Below are 16226 nucleotides of genomic sequence, written 5' to 3' on the forward strand. Positions count from 1 at the left end.
CGCACCCTGATGGTCCGACGCCTCGTCGTCGGCACGCTCGCCGCGCTCGGTGCCCTCATGGGCACCGGGCCGGCGACGGCGCTGGCGCATCCCCTCCTGCTGCAGTCCGCCCCCCAGGCCGGACTCGTCAGCCCCCAGGCTCCCGACGCGATCCGTCTCGCGCTCAGCGAGTCCGGCGTCGCGCGCGGCTCCCGCATCGAGCTGCTCGACGCCCGCGGACGCCGCGTCCCCACCTCGCCGGTGGTCGCCTCCGCCGGCAACCGCACCTTCTCCGTCACCCCCCGTCGCACGCTGCCCAGCGCCGTCTACACGGTCCGCTGGAGCGTCCTGGGCAACGACGGCCACCTCGTCCGCGGCACGTTCGACTTCGGCGTGGCCGGGGCCGGCGGCGCCGCCCCGCCCGGAGCCGAGAAGCTCGGCGGCACCGGCGCCGGCGGCCGCGGCGGCGAGAACGCCGTCAGCGACGGCGTCGTCGCCGTCCTCGGCCGCTGGCTCGGCGTCGCCGCCGCCGCGCTGCTGCTCGGCGCCTTCGTGCTGCTGGCGCTCCTGCGCCGCCGCGAGGACCCGTCCCTCGACGCGGCCCGCGCGCGTGTCCGCGCCGCCGCGCCGCTCACCTGGATCCTCGTCGGCTTCGCGGCCGTCGAGGGCGTCCTGGCCGCCGCCACCTCCGGCACGGGCGGCGAGGTCGACCTCGGGCTGCTGACCGCCGCCCCGACCGCGCGCGCCGACCTGCTGCGGCTCGTCCTCTTCGCGCTCGTCACCGTGGCGCTGCTCGCGCTCGGCGAGCGCCGCGACCCGCTCCGCGGCCGGCTGCTCGCCGGCGGCGCCGTCGCGATCCTGCTCACCTACGCGCTGTCCGGGCACGTCCTGTCCGACCCGTCGGCGTGGACCGTGCTGGACCAGACCGTGCACGTGCTGACCGCGAGCCTGTGGCTCGGGGGCGTGCTGGCGATCGTGCTGCTCACCGTCCGCAGCGCGGTCCCGGCGGTCAGCGCCGCGCGGGCGTTCGCCCCGGTCGCCGCCGGGGCGCTCGGCGTCGCGATCGTCACCGGTGTCCTGGCCGCCGTGCGCGAGGTCGACGCCTGGTACTTCCTGCGCTGGTCGGACTACGGGCGCGTCGTGCTCGTGAAGTCCGCGCTCGTCGCGCTCGTCGCGGTCGCCGGTGCCGTCGTCTTCTGGCGCGCGCGCCGCGCCGGGGCCGCGCCCGCGGGGCGCGGCCCGCGGCTCGTGCGCGTCGAGGCGGTCGGCGTCGTGGCGATCGTCGGGCTCGCCGCGGCGCTCTCGGGCATCGCCCAGGGCCGCGGTCAGCCGCTCCCCGCCGAGCGTGGCACGCTGTTCGCCGGTCCCGCGTTCGGGACGGCGCTGCTGGCCGACGGCGGCGCGCAGCTGACGCTCGCGCCCGCGCGGCGCGGGAGCAACGTGCTCACGACGATGCTCCCGCCCGAGGAGCGCACCCCGCAGCGCATCAGCGTCCGCCTGGCGCGCGCCGGGGCTCCCGGCAAGGACATCCGCGTCACGCTGCGCCGCGGCGACGGGCCGGCCTGGTCGGCGCCCGTCGAGCTGCCGCAGGACGGCACCTGGTTCGCGTACGTGACCGTCGACGGGGACGCGTCGACCTCCCCGGTCCAGCTCGGGGTCGGCGTGCCGCAGGCGCCCGGCTCGACGCCGCTGGACGTCGTCGCCGTCGCCGACCTCAGCGGTCCCGACGCCGAGCGCTGCCGTGCGCACGTGCTCGGCACCGGCCTGGCGATCGCCCGGCTCAACGGGGAGGGCGGGCTCGACGGTGGCCGCAAGGTGGCGTCGAAGGTCCTCGACAGCGGCGGCGATCCCGCCCGGGCCGTCGCGCTCGCGCGCGGGGCCGTCGCCGACGGGCGGCGACCCCTGGCCGCGGTCGGCAGCTGCGGCAGCGGCGGCGAGCGGGCCGTCCGCGTGCTCCAGCGCGCCGGCGTCCCGGTCGTGATCGGCGACCCGACCGTCGGGCCGGTCGCCGGCTCCGGCGTCTTCCGCACCGCCGCCGACCCGTACGCGCAGGGCATCTCGTTCGCGCAGATCGTCACGCAGCGCGTGCTGCCCGCCGCCCCGGTCGGCGTCCGTCGCATCCCGGTGATCCTCGGCAGCGACCAGGCGTCGCAGCGGCTCCTGGCCGGCCTGCGCCGCGGCCTCGCCGGCAGCGAGGCGCGGCTCGACGTCCGGCGACCCGGGGACCTCGCGCGACGGTCGCTCGACGACCGCGAGGACGCGATCAGCCAGCTCGAGGTGCTCGCGACGGTGATCGACGTGCCGTCGACCGAGCGCCGCGACGTCGACGCGCTCACCGCGCTGGGCCGCGACCGGGAGGGCATCGTGCCCGCCCCGGTCCTGCTGTCCGAGCGGGTGCTGTCCGAGCGCGTCATCCGCTCCGCCGGGTCGCTCGGCCGGATCGGGGCGCTGCAGGGCGTCAGCGAGGTCTCGCCGACGACCGCCGACGGGATTCTCTACCGGCAGTCCGTGCCGCTGCTGTACCGCGGTGACCTCGCCTCGCTCGACGGCCTGCGCGGCTACGTCAGCGGCCTGGCGCTGCGCGACGCGGTCCGCCGCGGCGGGATCGGGGCGGACGGCGTGATCGACGCCTTGCGCGACCCGGGCGTGTTCACCAGCGCCCTGCTCGCGCCGTGGACCGCACGGCAGCCCGGGGCCGGCTCGCCGGCCACGCTGGCGGTGCAGCCGCTGTTCCTGTCGCCGACCGTCACGCCGCCGTCCGCGGGCGGCACGCCGCGCGCCGCGGCGTACTTCCCGGACGGCACGTGGACCGCGACGTCGGGCCTGCTCGGCGTCGGCCCGCAGACCGGGCCGGCCCCGCAGCTGGCCCGCTGACGGCCGCGGGGTACCCTCGCAGGCGTGCACGCGACCGCACGCCTGCGAGGTCACGGCCTCGTCCTCACCCCGCGAGCGCCGTTCGTGCTGCGCCGGATCGGGGACGGCCGTGACGATCGCGTCGCCGTCCAGCACGGGGACGTCGCGGCGACGCTCGACCCGCGCGCGCCCGGGTCGCCGGAGCTCGAGGCGGTGGCGGAGCTGCTGCTCGCCGACGGCCCGACGCCCGACGGCTGGCTCGTCGAGATCCCGGGCGCCGCGTCCGGCGGGTCGTTCGCGGTGCGCTGGCCCAACCACCACGCGCTGGCCAGCTCGGAGCTGCCCGGGGTGCCGTTCGAGCTCTGGGGGCCGGACGGGTCGTCGCTGTTCGTGCAGGGCCCGTTCGACCCGCCGCCCGCCGAGGGGCAGATGGTCGCCCCGGGGCAGGCGGTCGCCGATCGCGGCGACGCGGGCGGCGCGCACTGGCTCGAGCTCGCCTACGCGGACCCGCAGGGCGCCACCTGGCGTCAGCGCCACCACATCCTCCCGTTCGGCCTCGTCGTCAGCGCGCAGGCCCCGGCGGCGGGTGCGGACGCCGCGATGGTGGTCGCCGCCACCCTGGTCGGGGAGCTGCTGGACCACTGCCCGTGCACGGTCGAGGTCTCGTGGCGCAGCGCGGACGCGGGCCCGACGACCGACGGGACCGCCCGGATCTGGCGCTGCCCGACCTGTGGCGGCTACTGGCGCGGCGCGACCCGCGAGCGCGCCCGGCGCCTCAGCCCGCAGCACGCCGCCGCGGACCTCGGCCTGATCTGAGCCGGGCCCGGGCGCCCGGGCGCCGCGCTCAGGCCAGCGTGCGGGCCCGCACCGTCGCGACGAGCGCGGCGGCGAGCCCGGCGGCCGCCGCGAGGCCGAACGCGGTGCCGGCGCCGGCCTGGTCGGCGACCGTGCCCGCGGAGACGGCGCCGAGCGCGGCGCCGACCGCGACCGCGGTGTTCAGGCAGGCGAACGCCTCGGTGACGGTCCCGGCGGGGGTGGCCGCGTCGACCATGCTGAACACGGTTGCGAACATCGGGGCGATCAGCGCGCCGCCGAGCGGCAGGACGAGGCCGAGTGCGAGCAGGTTGCCCGACGCCCCGGCGAGCGCCAGGTGCCCGACGGTGAGGACCGCGAGGATGACGGCGAGGCCGGCGGCCGTGCGCGCGCCGCCGCCGAGCCGGGCGGCGACGAGGCCGCCGAGCAGCGAGCCCGCGCCCCAGATGCCGAGCAGGACCCCGGAGACGCCGGGGTGGCCGAGCTCGTCGGCCGCGGCGACGACCGACACCTCGACGGAGCCGAACAGCCAGCCGGCGGCGAACAGCACGAGCGCGAGCGTCTGCATGCCGGGGCTGCGCATGGCCCCGCCCGCGGGCCGCGGCTGCCCGGTGGGGCGCCAGCCGCGCGAGGCGGGGTGCGCCGCGAACAGGGTGGTGCCCGCGAGCAGCACGAGCCCGGCGAGGGCCATCGCCCCGCCGGTGGACCAGGCGGAGCCCAGCAGCAGGACCAGCGGCGGGCCGGCGATCCAGGTGACCTCGAGGATCGCGGACTCGGCGGCGTAGGAGGCGCGGACCGACGCCTCGTCGGGCAGCACGGTGGGCAGCAGCGCGCGCAGGCAGGCGCCGACCGGCGGGAACGCGAGGCCGAGCGCGGCGGCGAGCGCCACCAGGGCGCCGAGCGGGGCGGAGGCGGGCAGCGCGGCGATCGTCAGCAGCGCGCCGCCCGCGATTGCGGCACCGGCGAGCAGCACGCGCGTCTGGCCGCGGCGGTCGATGACGCGGCCGAGCAGCGGGGCGCCGATGCCGTTGCTGGCGGCGAACGTGCCGGCGACGAGGCCGGCGGGGGCGAGGGAGCCGGTGAGCCCCTCGACGTGGACGAGCAGCCCGACGCTCATCATCGCGAGCGGCAGCCGGGCCAGGAGGGAGAGGGCGAAGAGGCGCAGCGCGCCCGGGGACTGGGTGATGACCTGCATGCGCTCAGGGTGCGACACGCCCTGCGAGTCGCGTGAGTGATTCGCTCTAGACTGAATCCAACGTGTTCCGGTACCGCTTCGGCCAGGACGACCTGCTGCGCACGCGCTTCGCGATCGCCCCGCTGATGGAGCTCGCGGGCGCCTACGACGCCGTCCGCGACCCGCGCCGCTACGCCGTCCACGCCCCGTGGGCGGCCCGCGTCGCACCGCGGCTGACCGGCGTCGACCTGTCGCTGCTCGAGGCCGCCGTCCCGCTGGAGAGCGACTGGCACCCCGACTTCGTCTCGCCGCCGCCCAACGCCCCGCACGCCGTCCTCGCCGAGGAGCTCGACCGCGTATGCCGCACCCCGCCGGCCCAGGTCGCGCTCGAGATCGCGCGCGCCTACCCCGACGGCGTGCCCGCCCACGCCCGGCCGCTGATCGACCGCCCGTCGACCGCGATCCCCGGCCTGGCCGACCAGATGCGCGTGTTCTGGAACCTCGCGCTCGCCGACGTCTGGCCGCGCGTCCTCGCCCTGGTCGAGACGGAGATCGCCTGGCGCGCCCGGCGGCTGGCGGCCGTCGGACCGCAGGCGGCGTTCGCGGGCCTGCACGACACCGTGCGCTGGACCGACGGGGCCGTCGAGCTCAGCGGACGCCGCCGCGCGGTCGACCTGCCGCTCGGCGGCCGCGGCCTGCTGCTCGTCCCGGCGGCCTTCTCCTGGCCGGCGGTGTGGCCGCTCGTCGACGCGCCGTGGCAGCCGACGCTCGTCTACCCGCCGCCCGGGGTCGCGGACCTCTGGGCGCCCGCGCAGACCGACGACGAGGCGCTCGGCGCGCTGCTCGGCCGCGGCCGCGCCCGCATCCTCCTGGCGCTCGAGCGGCCCGCCGCGACCGACGAGCTCGCGCGCCGCCTGGAGGTCAGCGCCGGCGGCGTCAGCGCGCACCTGCAGGTCCTGCGCCGCGCGGGGCTCGTGACCGGCCGCCGCGAGGGGCACCGCGTCGTCTACGCGCGCACCGGGCGCGGCGACGTGCTCTGCGGCGCGGCCTGAGCCGCTCATGCCCCGCCGCCCGGCTGCCGATGGGCAGGCATGCCGTCCCGTTCCCCGCTCGTCGCGGCGCTCCTCGTCGCCGCGCTGCTGCCCGCCGCCGCGCCCGCGCGCGAGCTCGTCGGCGGCTACGGCAGCCAGACCCTCACCGGGGGCCCGGGCCCCGACCGCCTCGACGGTCGGTCGGCCGACGACGTCCTGCGCGGTGCGGCGGGCGACGACGTCCTCGACGGAGGCACCGGGAACGACCGCCTGTCCGGCGGGGCCGGGCACGACTGGCTCGACGGCGGTGACGGGGACGACGACCTGCGCGGCGGTGACGGGGACGACCTCCTCCTCGAGCGCGGCTTCGGCGACGACCGCCGGCTCGACGGCGGGGCCGGCGACGACGTCGTGCTCGGCGGCCGGGGCGGCGACGCCCTGCTGCTCGGCGGCGCCGGCGACGACGTCCTCGGCGGCGGGCGCGGCCCGGACGTGCTGGCGGGCGGCGACGGCGACGACCTCCTGGACGCCGGTCCCGGGACCGACCGCGTGACGGGGGGCGCGGGAGCGGACCTCCTGATCGGCGGCAGCGGCGCGGACGTCCTCGACGGCGGCCCGGGGGACGACGCGATCTGGCTCGGCCGCACCGTGCAGACGGTGGTGTGCGGCCCGGGCACCGACACCGTCTACTGGCCCTACCACGGCGCTCGCGCCGTCGGCACCCCGGCCGAGGTGCTCGGCGGGCACGGCGCGCGCTTCGCCGACTGCGAGCGGCTCGTCGCCCGGCGGGTGGCCGGCGCCCCGTGGATTGAGGCCGGCGACGTGGTGCGCGCCAGGGTCAACGCCGGGCTGCGTCGGGCGCCGGCGGCCGCGCTCGCCGCGATCGAGGCGATCCGGGGGGCGGACGGCATCACCTCGACCCCCTGGGCGACCCTGGGGGACGACTACCTCAGCATGACCGCCCTGCGCGCCGCCGGGTACGTGGGGCCGCTGCACGGCCGCGACGGCGCCGACCACCTTGAGGGGTCCGCGGTCGGGGACTGGCTCGACGGCGGACCGGGCGCCGACCGGCTCGAGGGGCGCCGCGGCGACGACGTGCTGCTCGGCGGCGACGGCGACGACCGGCTCGAGGGCGCCCGCGGCGACGACGCCCTCGACGGCGGCGCGGGCCGCGACGCGCTCACCGGCGGCTACGGCGCCGACGTGCTCCGCGGCGGCCCCGGCGACGACCTCCTGCGCAGCGTCGACGGCGAGCGCGACGTGGTCGACTGCGGCCCGGGACGCGACCGCGTCGAGGCCGACCGCCTCGACGTCGTCCGCGGCTGCGAGCGCGGGCGCCGCGCCGCCCGCTGACCGCGGCTCAGGGCAGCTCGGCGGGGCGCAGCCGCGGGGTCTGGCCGCGCTCGTAGGGGCGGTTGTCCGCCGCGTCCCCGGGCTGCGGGTAGGCGTTGGTCGGCAGCGAGGACCGCTGCGACAGCAGCTGCGCCGGGTCGGCGAAGATGAAGAACCGCGCCCACCGGCCCTTCGCGTCGCCGTTGCGCCCGAGCGCCGCGGTGTTCGCGAACCAGGCGGCGATCGCGTCCTTGCGCGGCTCGAGATAGCGCACGGCGGTGACGACGTTGCGCAGCGTCGGGTCGAGCCGACGGGCGGCCGGCCGGGCGGCGGCGATCACCGGTCCCGCGGCGCGCAGCAGCGGCAGTGCTGCGGCGCGTACGGGCGCGGCCCGGTCGAGCACGGCGCGCAGGTCCTGGGCGGCGGCCGGGAGGGCGTCGAGCGCCCCGGTGAGCGGCCGCGCGGTCGCGCGCAGGTCGGCGACGAGCGGGCGCGCCTGCGTCAGCAGCGGCCGGGCGCTGCGCAGCGTCCGGTCGGTGGTGGCGAGCAACCGCGGCGTCTCGGTGAGCGTCGCGCGCAGCGCGCGGTCGCGCCGCGCGGTGGCCTGCAGCGTCGTGCGGGCCCCGGTCACCAGACGGCGCAGCTGCCCGTCGCGGACGGCGAGCTCGCCGACGACCCGGCGCCCGGCCCCGACCGACGCGGCGATGTCCCCGGTCTGGTCGCGCAGCGTCGTGCCGAGCACGTGCAGCTCCTGCACCGTGCGGTGCAGCTCCCCGAGCGTGCCCGAGACCCGCTCCGCGGTCTCGGGTGCCGCCGCGCCATGGCCCGCCTCGCGCACCGTGGCGGCGAGGTCCTCGCGGGCCCGGGGGCCGAGCGCGGCGAGCGCCTCGTCGACCTGCACCGTGTCGCGGACCGCGCTCGCCGGCAGGGTGGCGCCGGACGGCAGCCGCGAGGCGCCCGCGGGACCCGGGACGAGATCGACGTACGCCTCCCCGAGGAGCGTCTTGCTGCCGACGCGCACGGTGGCGCCGCGGTGCACGTCGACCGGCTCGGCGTCGAGGACGAGGCGCGCGCGAGCGACGCCGCCGCGCACGCGCAGCCCGGTGACGCGGCCGACCTTGACCCCGCGCACGAGGACGTCGCTGCGCTCCGTGAGCCCCTGGGTGTCGCCCAGCGTCACGCGCAGCTCGTACGGATCGTCGAGCCGGATCGACGGACCGCCGAAGCGCGCGGTCAGGATCAGCAGGATCGTCACGGACGCGACGACGAAGGCGACGAGGGCCAGGGCGCCGCCGCGCGGGATCTCGAGGTTCACGGCCGGTCCTTCCGGGGCAGCGCGCCGAGCGGGTCGGCGGCGGTGCGGACGGCCCCGGGCAGGCCGGGGACGAGGTAGCGCACGAGGCAGGCGAGCGGGTTGTGCTCGGCGCAGACCTTCGTGAGCGCCGCGACGACCTGCATGCCGGCGCGCAGCCGGGCGGCGGGGGTCGTGGCGCTGAAGCCGAAGTTCGCCGGGTTGAACGTCTCGAAGAAGCCGAGGCCGCGGAGGATCGGGCCGTTGACGTCGTTGGTCGAGAAGATGCCGGTGAAGCGCTCGCCGAGCAGGCCGATCCCGTCGCGGTTGCGGTCGATCGCCGCCACGGTCGGGGCCGCGTCGCGGACGGCGGGCTCCAGGGCGGTCGCGGCCGGTCCGAGGCGCTGGAGGGTCACGCGCAGCGTGCGGGAGGCGGTGCGGGTCTGCCGGGCGGTGCGGCGCAGCTCGCCGAGCAGGGCGCGCGTCGCCGGGGTGCTGTCCCGCAGCGCGTCGAGCGCCCCGGGGATGGCGCGGGCGACCGGGCGCAGCCGCTCGAGCGCCGGGTCGAGCGGGTCGGCGAGCCGCTGGACGCCGTCGAGCGCCGCCCGGACGTCCGCGAGCGTCCCGGGCAGCCGGTCGACGGCGGCGGCGATCTCCGCGTCGCGGGCGGCGCTCACCGCGACGGTCCGGCGGCCCGCGCCGACCGCGCGCTCGAGCGCGTCGGCACGGGCGGCGAGCGCCCCGGTGAGCGTGTCCAGGCCGCCGACGAGACGGCGCAGCAGCACGCGGCGCTCGGCGAGCGTGCGCGCGACCCGCCCGCCGGAGACGCGCACCGGGTCGAGCTGGCGCAGGGCGGCGGCGACGCGTCCGCCCCGGGCGTCGCCGAGGCCCTCGTCGAGCCCGGCGAGGAGCAGCTGCAGCTGCGAGCGGGTGTCGGCGTCGAGCGTCTCGAGGACCTGGTCGAGCTGCGTGGCGCCGGCCGCCCGGGCCACCGGGATGCGGTCCCCGTCGAGCAGGGCGGGGGCGTCGAGGCGGCCGGGGGTGAGGTCGAGCACGAGGTCGTTGAGCGCCGAGCGCGGCTGCACGGTCGCGCGGGCCCCGGCGTGCAGGCGGCCGGCGGTGTCGCCGTCGAGGCGCAGGGTCGCCACGGCGACGCCGCGCTCGGGGTCGTGGCGGACCTCGTCGACCCGTCCAGCGGGGACGCCCGCGATGGTCACGCGGTTGCGGTCCTCGGTCGACAGGCCCGAGGCGTCGCGCAGCTCGACGCGGACCTCGTAGGAGTCGTCCCACGGCATCCGCGGGTCCTGCTGGGCGAGCAGGAAGGCGGCGAGCGCGAGGGCGACGACGGCCTGCAGCACGACCGCCAGGCGGCCGAGCCGCGGGCGCGGCCCGGCGAGCGCGCGGCCGGCGGGGACGGGACGGCGACGGCGGCTCACGGCGTGCACGCTCCCGCGGTGGCGAACGCGTCGGCGAGCTCGGGGCGCAGGCGCTCGAGGAGCGTGCACGGCGCAGCGGGCAGGCCGATCCCGGTGAGGAAGCGGAAGCCGAAGCGCATGAAGTGCCCGGCCCCAGTGCTGCCGCCCTGCGCCGGGGTCTGGAAGGCGCGCGACGCGCCGCCGCCGCCGGCGAACATGTTCAGGAACGCGCGGTAGGCCGGGATGCCCAGGCCGGTCTCGCGCAGCAGCGCGGGCAGCAGGGTCGCGTCGAGCGTGCGCAGCGTCGGCGTCGTGGTGCGCAGGACACGCCGGGTGGGCGTGGCGGCGCGGCGACCGGCGGGCAGTGCGACCCGCAGGTCGGCGACGAGCGGCCGGGCGGCCACGAGCGCGCTCGACGCGTCGCGCAGCAGCGGGCGTGCGGTCCGCAGCGTCGGGGCCAGCCGCCGGGCGCCGGGCCGCAGCGCGGCGGCGACGGGCTGCAGCCGCGCGACGGTGCCGTCGAGGCGGCGGCCGCCGTCCCGCAGCGCGACGGCGGTGGCGGGCAGGGCGGCGATCGTGCGGCGCAGCGCGGCGCGGCCGGTGGCCACCCGCCCGCGCAGCGCGGCCGCGGTGGCGGCGGTGTCGCGCATCAGCGGGGCGAGGTCCCGCTCGCGGGCGGCGAGCGCCGACGTGGTGGTCGCCAGTTGCGTGACGGTGCGCTGCAGCGCGGCCGGACGCGGGCCCTGGGCGGCCTCGGTCACCCAGGCGGTGTCGCGCAGCAGGGCGGGTGCGTCGCCGAGCAGGCGGTTGACGGCGGCGCGCGCGCCGGGCTCCAGCGCGCGGGCCAGGCCGGCGGCGGTCCCGCGGACGCGTGCGCGGGTCGGGGCGTCGGCGAGCCGCAGGACCGTGTCCAGCGAGGTGAAGGTCGTCGTCCGCGCCAGCGGCAGGACGCCGTCGCCCAGCGGCGCGGACCGCGGGCCGCCGGGCTGCAGGTCGATGAAGGCGGTGCCCTCGAACGCGAGCCGCGGGCGCAGCTGCGCGGTCGCGTCGCGCCGGACGGTCCCGGCGGCGTCGTCGAGCTCCATCGTCACCTCGGCGACGGCGCCCACGCGGCGCTTGCCGGTCACCCGGCCGACGGGCGTGCCGGCCATGCGGACCTCGGCGCCGATGAGCTGGAGCGCCCCGGCGTCGGCGAACACGGCGCGGACCTCCGTCGGGTCGGCGAACGGGTTCGGGCGCAGCCACGCGAGCAGCACGCCGGCGACGAGCAGCAGGGCGACGAGGGCGCCGCGCAGGGCGGTGCGGGTCAGCGGCACGGTGCCTCCTGCGTGAGCGCCTCGCCGGGAGCCGGGTAGGCGTCGCGGGCGCGGTGGCAGGTCAGCACCATGCTGAAGCGCACGGCGCGCGCCCCCGACGCCTGCCCCTCGGCGAAGCGGAACCCGCCCCAGGTGGTGAAGCCCTCCGGGGCGAGGAGGATCTCGCGGCGGTACGGGACGAGGTGTGTGGCAAGCGAGCCCAGCGGCGTGGCGAGCGGGCGCAGGAGCGCGGTCGGGACGCGCAGCTCGCGCAGCAGCGGGGCGGCGGCGCGGAGCACGGGCGTCGCGGCCCGGCCGACGCGCGCGAGGTCGTCGAGTGCCTCGTCGCGGCGCAGCGCCGCGCGCAGCGACGGGACGGCGCGGCGCAGCGAGACGGCCGCGGGGCGCAGGTCGACCGCGGCGACCCGGAGGTCCTCCAGGAGCTGGTCGGCCTGCGGGAGGACGGTGGCGACGGTGCGCTCCGCCGCCGGCAGGGTGCGCAGGGTCGCGTCGACGGCGGGCGACGGGACGGCGTCGAGCGTGCGGCGGGCGGCGGGCACGGCGTCGGCGAGCGCGCCGTCGGCGTCGGCCGCCCGGACCGTGGTGCCGAGGTCGCCGAGCAGCGCGGCGAGCTCGCCCGGGCGCGGCGTCGTCGCGCGGGCCAGCGGCGTCAGGCGCGCGGCGGCGGGACCGAGGGTGGCGACGGTCTCGCCGAGCTCGCGCCCGCGGCCGGCGAGACCGCCGCCGAAGCCGGTCAGCGCCGAGCGGCTGGCCGCACGGGTGGCCGCGTCGAAGGTCTCGACGACGTCCGCGAGATCGGGTGCGGCGCTGGCGGCGGTGTCCGGGAGCCGGGCGGGGGAGGGCAGCACCGGTCCGGTCCCGGGGTCGAGGTCGAGGTAGGTGGCGCCCGCCAGGCCGCGGATGCGCACGCGCACGGTGGCGTCGCGGGCGACGCCGCGACCGACCGCGCCGTCGAGCGCGAGCGTGAGCCGCGCGCCGGTCGGGTCGGCGCGGTCGACCTCGACGCGGCGCACCTCGCCGGCGCGCTGCCCGCCGATGCGGACCTCGTCGCCGTCCTTCAGCGGCGGCGCGCCCGGGGTGGCGGCGTCGACGCGCAGCTGGACCTCGTAGGCGCGCTCCAGCGGTCCGCCGTCGATCGCGACGGTGGAGAGGTACGCGACGAGTGCGACGAGCGTGACGACGACAAGCCCGAGGGCGAGCAGGCCGTTGCCGCGGGGGGCCTCGTCGTTGACGGCCAGGTGGCCGCGCAGGCGGGTGCGTCGGCGGCTCATGGGCGCAGCAGCTCCTGAAGCGTGGAGCCGGTCCGCGACGACGGGCCGAGCAGGTCCTGCAGCGCCTCGCGGACGTCGGGCAGCAGCGACGGCAGGAGCGGGCCGGGGGCGGCGGCCGGGCGGTCGCCGTCGGCGGGCGTGGGGGTCACGGCCGCGGGGACGGTCGGGGCCGGGGTGCGGTCGCGCTGCGGCCGGGCCGTCGTGCGCGTCCCGTCGCCGGCGGCGCCGCCGAGGAAGCGGGTGAGGCAGCCGGGCGCGACCTTGACGCCGAACGCCTCGCAGGAGAGGACGGCGGCGCCGCGCCAGTAGGTGCGCCGCGGGTCGGCGAACGGGTCGAACGGCTGCCTCCCGGATTCGGAGCCCTGGTCGGCGAAGTTCACGAAGAACCCCTCGGAGATGTCGGGCGCGGCGTCGCGCGCGATCGCGGCGAGCTCCCGGACCTGCGGGGCCACCGTGGTCAGCGCGCCGAGCCCGGAGGCGAGCGAGCGCAGCGCGGGGGTCCCGTCGCGCAGGGTGCTGCGCAGGGCGGCGAGCGTCGGGGTGAGGTCGCGCGCGGCGGTCCGCAGGCCGCGCAGGAACGGGGGCAGCTCGGTGAGCGCCCCGGCGACGCCGGGGGCGGCGTCGCGCAGCTCGCGGGCGAGCGGCACGGCGGCGGTCGCGGTGGCGTCCAGCCGCCGGGCGGTGCCGGAGATCCGGGTGAGCGTGGCGGGCAGGTCCTGCAGGCCGCGGTCGAGGTCCCGTCCGCGGCGGTCGGTGGTGGCGAGCAGGCGGTCGAGCCCGTCGACGGTCCCGGCGACGTCGCCGCGGCGCGCGGCGAGCGAGCCGACGGCGCGGTCGGCGTCCTGCACGAGCGCGCCGAGCGCCGCGTTCTGGGCGTCGAGCTCGCGCAGGACGCCGTCGCTCGCGCGCAGGGCGGGACGCAGCTCGATGGCGGCGCGCCCCAGCTCGGCCCCGCGGGCGCCGAGCGTCCGGCCGGACTCGGCCAGCAGCGCGCGCAGGCCGGCGCGGACCGGGGCGTCGAAGGTGGAGAGCAGCTCGTCCAGGCGCGGCGCGTTGCTCGTCCGGGCGACCGGGATCGGGCCGCGCAGCGGCTCGGTCGCGGTGCCGGGCGTGAGCTCGACGTACACGTCGCCGAGCAGGTCGACGGGCCGGATCGCCGCGGTGGCGTCGGCGCGCAGGGCGGGCAGGCCGTCGTGGAGGTCGAGGTCGACGCGCGCGGTGCCGCGGTCGGTCAGCTCGATCGCCGCGACCGACCCGGCGGGCGCGCCGCCGAGCCGCACCTCGGCGCGGGGGACGAGCCCGCGGGAGCTCGTGAACTCGGCGCGGACGTCGACGTCGGGGCCGCCGCGCAGCAGCAGGACGGCGGCGACGGCCGCGGCGGCGCCGAGGAGCAGGAGGGTGGTGGCGGTGGCGGCGCGGCGGCTCATCGGCCGTCCCCGCCGACGTAGCTGTCGCGGTAGTCGGTCCACGGCTCGTCCTGCAGGACGCCGGGCTCGCGCACGAACGGGGCGCGCAGGTGGCCGGCGGCGTTCGTGCTGCCGTCGATCTGGTTCAGCGGCGCGGGCGGGAGGACGAGCCCGACGCGGGCGGCGTGCCCGTTGGCGTCGAAGTTGCTCGTGAAGTCCGCCCAGCCGGAGAAGAACGAGAAGAAGTCGGGGAGCCGCACGCGGGTCTCGTCGAGCACGGGCCCGGCGACGCGCAGGACGTCGTCGAGCCGCGGCAGGACCTTGCGGGCGGTGGGCAGGACGGCGCGTAGGGCGTCGAGGTCGCCGGGGGCGGTGCGGGTCAGCGCGGCGGCGTCGCGCAGCACCGGGCGGGCGTCGCGCAGCGCCGTGGCGAGCTCGGGGGCCGCGTCGCGCAGCTCGCGGGTGCCGGGGCGCAGCTCGCGCACGAGAGCGCGGAGGGTCGGGGTGGCGGTGCGGATACGCTCGAGCGCGCGTCGGGGGGCGGCGAGCCCGGCGGGCAGACCGGCCAGGGCGTCGCCGAGGGCGGCCTGCTCGGCGGCGGTGTCCGCCAGCAGCGCGGCGACCTCGTCGACGGCGGCGCCGGTGGCCCCGGGGTCCGCGGCGAGCGCGCCGGTGACGCGCCGGCCGGAGCGGACGAGCTCCTGCAGGGCGCGGCCGTCGGCGGTGACCTCGCCGAGCGCGGCGGCGGTGCCCTGCAGCGCGCGGGTGCTGCGTCGCAGGGCGCCGGCGAGCGCGTCGCCGCGGCCGTCGGTGGCGCCGCGCAGGCCGGTCAGGACGGCGCGGACCTCGCCGCGGGTGCGGGGGTCGAGCGTGGAGAGGACGTCGTCGACCTCCACCGGCTGGTCGGTGCGGGCGAGGCCGAGGGTGGCCCCGTCGGCGAGCAGCGGCCCGTCGCCGGGGGTGACGGCGACGTAGCGGTTGACGGTGCCGCTGAGCGAGCCGAGCCGCAGGTCGGCGCGGGCGCCGCGGCGCAGGCGCACGTCGTCGTCGAGCCGCAGCGTGACGCGGGGCCGGCCGTCGCGCAGCGCGATGTCCTGGACGCGCCCGACCCGCAGTCCGCCCATGCGGACCTCTGCGCCGCGGACGAGTCCGTTGACGCCGTCGAACACCGCGACGACGCGCTGCCCGTCGGCCCCGCCGCCGGGGCCGAGCAGCAGCACGGCGACGGCGAGCACGGCCGCTCCGAGGGCGGCGGCGGCGAGCGACCGGCTGCTCATCCCACCGGGATCCGCGGGTTGGCCGACCAGAAGATGAGCGTCCCGGCCATCGAGATGACGGTGACGCCGATGATCGAGACGCCCATCGAGCGGGCGGTGGCGGCGCCGACCTCGACGGGGCCGCCCCGGACGCCGTAGCCGAAGTACAGCGAGACGAGCAGCACCCACGCAGCGATGACCGTGCCCTTGACCATCGAGTAGACGAGGTCCCAGCCGTCCTGGAAGGTGAAGAAGAACAGCGACCAGGTGCCGGGGGACACGTCGCCGAAGCGGACGACCGACATGAGGTAGGCGGCGGCGTACGCGGCACCGATGCTGAGCAGGTAGGCGAAGGGCAGCACGGCGACGCAGGCGAGCAGCCGCGTGACGCCGAGGTAGGCGAGCGAGCGGACGCCCATCGACTCGAGCGCGTCGATCTCCTCCTGGACGCGCATGGCGCCGAGTTCGGCGACGAAGCCGCAGCCGACCTTGGCGGCGAGGATGTAGCCGAAGACGAACGGGACGACCTCGCGCAGCGAGCACCAGGTCGAGAAGCCGCCGGCGATCGGGTCGAAGCCGAAGCTGCGCGCCAGCGCGGTGGACTCCAGGCCGCACGAGCCGCCGGCGAGGAACGCGACCGCGACGATCACGAGCGTCGAGCCGGTGGCGATCATCGCGGCCTGGCGGGCGGCCTCGGCGAGGTAGCGGCGCACGTCGGGCGTGGCCCGGGCGAGGGCGCGGGCGAACGACGCGAGCTCGCCGAGCAGCTCGAGCGGGCCGCGGGCGGCGGGGCGCTGGTTGCGGGAGGCGAGGCGGCTCACGAGGGACGGGCGGCCCGGGGTGCGTGCGGCCGGCGCGTGGCGGGTGCGCGCGTCGTGGTCGTGGGGCGGTGCCCACGGGCGGTGGTGGTCCCGGAGGAAGGCGTGGTCATGCGCGGGGAGCGGCGCCGCGGACCCCTGCCCGGACGCCTAACTCGATAATGCCAGTAGAGATTACATGCTTTTGGGTCGAGGGCCGCGTCAGCGGCGCCCCGGTGGTCGCGATCCGGGCTGTCTCACCCTCAGGTAGAGGGTGAACATGGACGGATGT

At 78.9% G+C, this 16226-nt stretch carries 12 protein-coding genes; 4 read left to right on the forward strand and 8 right to left on the reverse strand.

Annotation, left to right across the window (positions count from 1 at the left end):
• The first annotated feature begins 9 nt into the window (after nt 1–9).
• Together C7Y72_RS21175 and C7Y72_RS21180 are read left to right on the forward strand one after the other, a co-directional pair.
• Nucleotides 10–2853: a copper resistance protein CopC gene (locus tag C7Y72_RS21175; protein WP_107571205.1), complete on the forward strand. Its 2844-nt coding sequence runs from the start codon at nt 10–12 to the stop codon at nt 2851–2853.
• A gap of 24 nt (nt 2854–2877) precedes the next feature.
• Nucleotides 2878–3648 (forward strand): hypothetical protein, encoded by a 771-nt coding sequence (locus tag C7Y72_RS21180; RefSeq protein WP_107571206.1) that lies wholly within the window; start codon nt 2878–2880, stop codon nt 3646–3648.
• A 28-nt stretch (nt 3649–3676) separates the two neighbouring features.
• Here the strand turns inward: C7Y72_RS21180 and C7Y72_RS21185 are convergent, their stop codons facing one another.
• The gene (locus C7Y72_RS21185; RefSeq protein WP_107571207.1) at nt 3677–4840 is read right to left on the reverse strand and encodes an MFS transporter; all 1164 of its coding nucleotides are present in this window, start codon (nt 4838–4840) and stop codon (nt 3677–3679) included.
• Between the two features lie 62 nt (nt 4841–4902).
• Between C7Y72_RS21185 and C7Y72_RS21190 the strand changes: the two genes are divergently transcribed.
• Nucleotides 4903–5871, forward strand: coding sequence for a helix-turn-helix domain-containing protein (locus C7Y72_RS21190; RefSeq protein ID WP_107571208.1), 969 nt, complete (start codon nt 4903–4905; stop codon nt 5869–5871).
• Nucleotides 5872–5910: 39 nt separating this feature from the next.
• Complete coding sequence (locus C7Y72_RS21195) at nt 5911–7203, forward strand: calcium-binding protein (RefSeq protein WP_107571209.1); 1293 nt, start codon at nt 5911–5913, stop codon at nt 7201–7203.
• Between the two features lie 7 nt (nt 7204–7210).
• On the opposite strand, the gene C7Y72_RS23620 is transcribed toward C7Y72_RS21195, so the two are convergent.
• From C7Y72_RS23620 to C7Y72_RS21230, 7 genes are read right to left on the reverse strand one after another with little or no spacing between them, the layout of a single operon-like run.
• The gene (locus C7Y72_RS23620; protein ID WP_158276986.1) at nt 7211–8497 is read right to left on the reverse strand and encodes an MlaD family protein; all 1287 of its coding nucleotides are present in this window, start codon (nt 8495–8497) and stop codon (nt 7211–7213) included.
• On the reverse strand, nt 8494–9909 hold the full coding sequence (locus tag C7Y72_RS21205; RefSeq protein ID WP_107571210.1) for an MlaD family protein: 1416 nt from the start codon (nt 9907–9909) through the stop codon (nt 8494–8496). Before C7Y72_RS21205 ends, C7Y72_RS23620 begins: the two co-directional genes overlap by 4 nt.
• Nucleotides 9906–11204, reverse strand: coding sequence for an MlaD family protein (locus tag C7Y72_RS21210; protein ID WP_107571211.1), 1299 nt, complete (start codon nt 11202–11204; stop codon nt 9906–9908). The genes C7Y72_RS21205 and C7Y72_RS21210 overlap by 4 nt, the downstream gene beginning before the upstream one ends.
• Complete coding sequence (locus C7Y72_RS21215) at nt 11195–12475, reverse strand: MlaD family protein (RefSeq protein WP_107571212.1); 1281 nt, start codon at nt 12473–12475, stop codon at nt 11195–11197. The genes C7Y72_RS21210 and C7Y72_RS21215 overlap by 10 nt, the downstream gene beginning before the upstream one ends.
• The gene (locus C7Y72_RS21220) at nt 12472–13902 is read right to left on the reverse strand and encodes an MCE family protein (RefSeq protein WP_107571213.1); all 1431 of its coding nucleotides are present in this window, start codon (nt 13900–13902) and stop codon (nt 12472–12474) included. Before C7Y72_RS21220 ends, C7Y72_RS21215 begins: the two co-directional genes overlap by 4 nt.
• Complete coding sequence (locus C7Y72_RS21225) at nt 13899–15158, reverse strand: MlaD family protein (protein ID WP_107571214.1); 1260 nt, start codon at nt 15156–15158, stop codon at nt 13899–13901. Before C7Y72_RS21225 ends, C7Y72_RS21220 begins: the two co-directional genes overlap by 4 nt.
• Nucleotides 15155–15958 carry an MlaE family ABC transporter permease gene (locus C7Y72_RS21230; protein ID WP_233243954.1) on the reverse strand — a complete coding sequence of 268 codons (804 nt, stop codon included), beginning with the start codon at nt 15956–15958 and terminating at the stop codon, nt 15155–15157. The genes C7Y72_RS21225 and C7Y72_RS21230 overlap by 4 nt, the downstream gene beginning before the upstream one ends.
• Between the last annotated feature and the right edge of the window lie 268 nt (nt 15959–16226).

The sequence above is a fragment of the Paraconexibacter algicola genome, from assembly GCF_003044185.1.
Lineage (GTDB): Bacteria > Actinomycetota > Thermoleophilia > Solirubrobacterales > Solirubrobacteraceae > Paraconexibacter > Paraconexibacter algicola.

What these genes read in the sequence shown, in the direction of transcription:
- C7Y72_RS21175 (WP_107571205.1), top strand. Translation starts at nt 10, where the DNA reads ATGGTCCGACGCCTCGTCGTCGGCACGCTCGCCGCGCTCGGTGCCCTC.
- C7Y72_RS21185 (WP_107571207.1), bottom strand. Translation starts at nt 4,840, where the DNA reads ATGCAGGTCATCACCCAGTCCCCGGGCGCGCTGCGCCTCTTCGCCCTC.
- C7Y72_RS21195 (WP_107571209.1), top strand. Translation starts at nt 5,911, where the DNA reads ATGCCGTCCCGTTCCCCGCTCGTCGCGGCGCTCCTCGTCGCCGCGCTG.
- C7Y72_RS21215 (WP_107571212.1), bottom strand. Translation starts at nt 12,475, where the DNA reads ATGAGCCGCCGACGCACCCGCCTGCGCGGCCACCTGGCCGTCAACGAC.
- C7Y72_RS21220 (WP_107571213.1), bottom strand. Translation starts at nt 13,902, where the DNA reads ATGAGCCGCCGCGCCGCCACCGCCACCACCCTCCTGCTCCTCGGCGCC.
- C7Y72_RS21225 (WP_107571214.1), bottom strand. Translation starts at nt 15,158, where the DNA reads ATGAGCAGCCGGTCGCTCGCCGCCGCCGCCCTCGGAGCGGCCGTGCTC.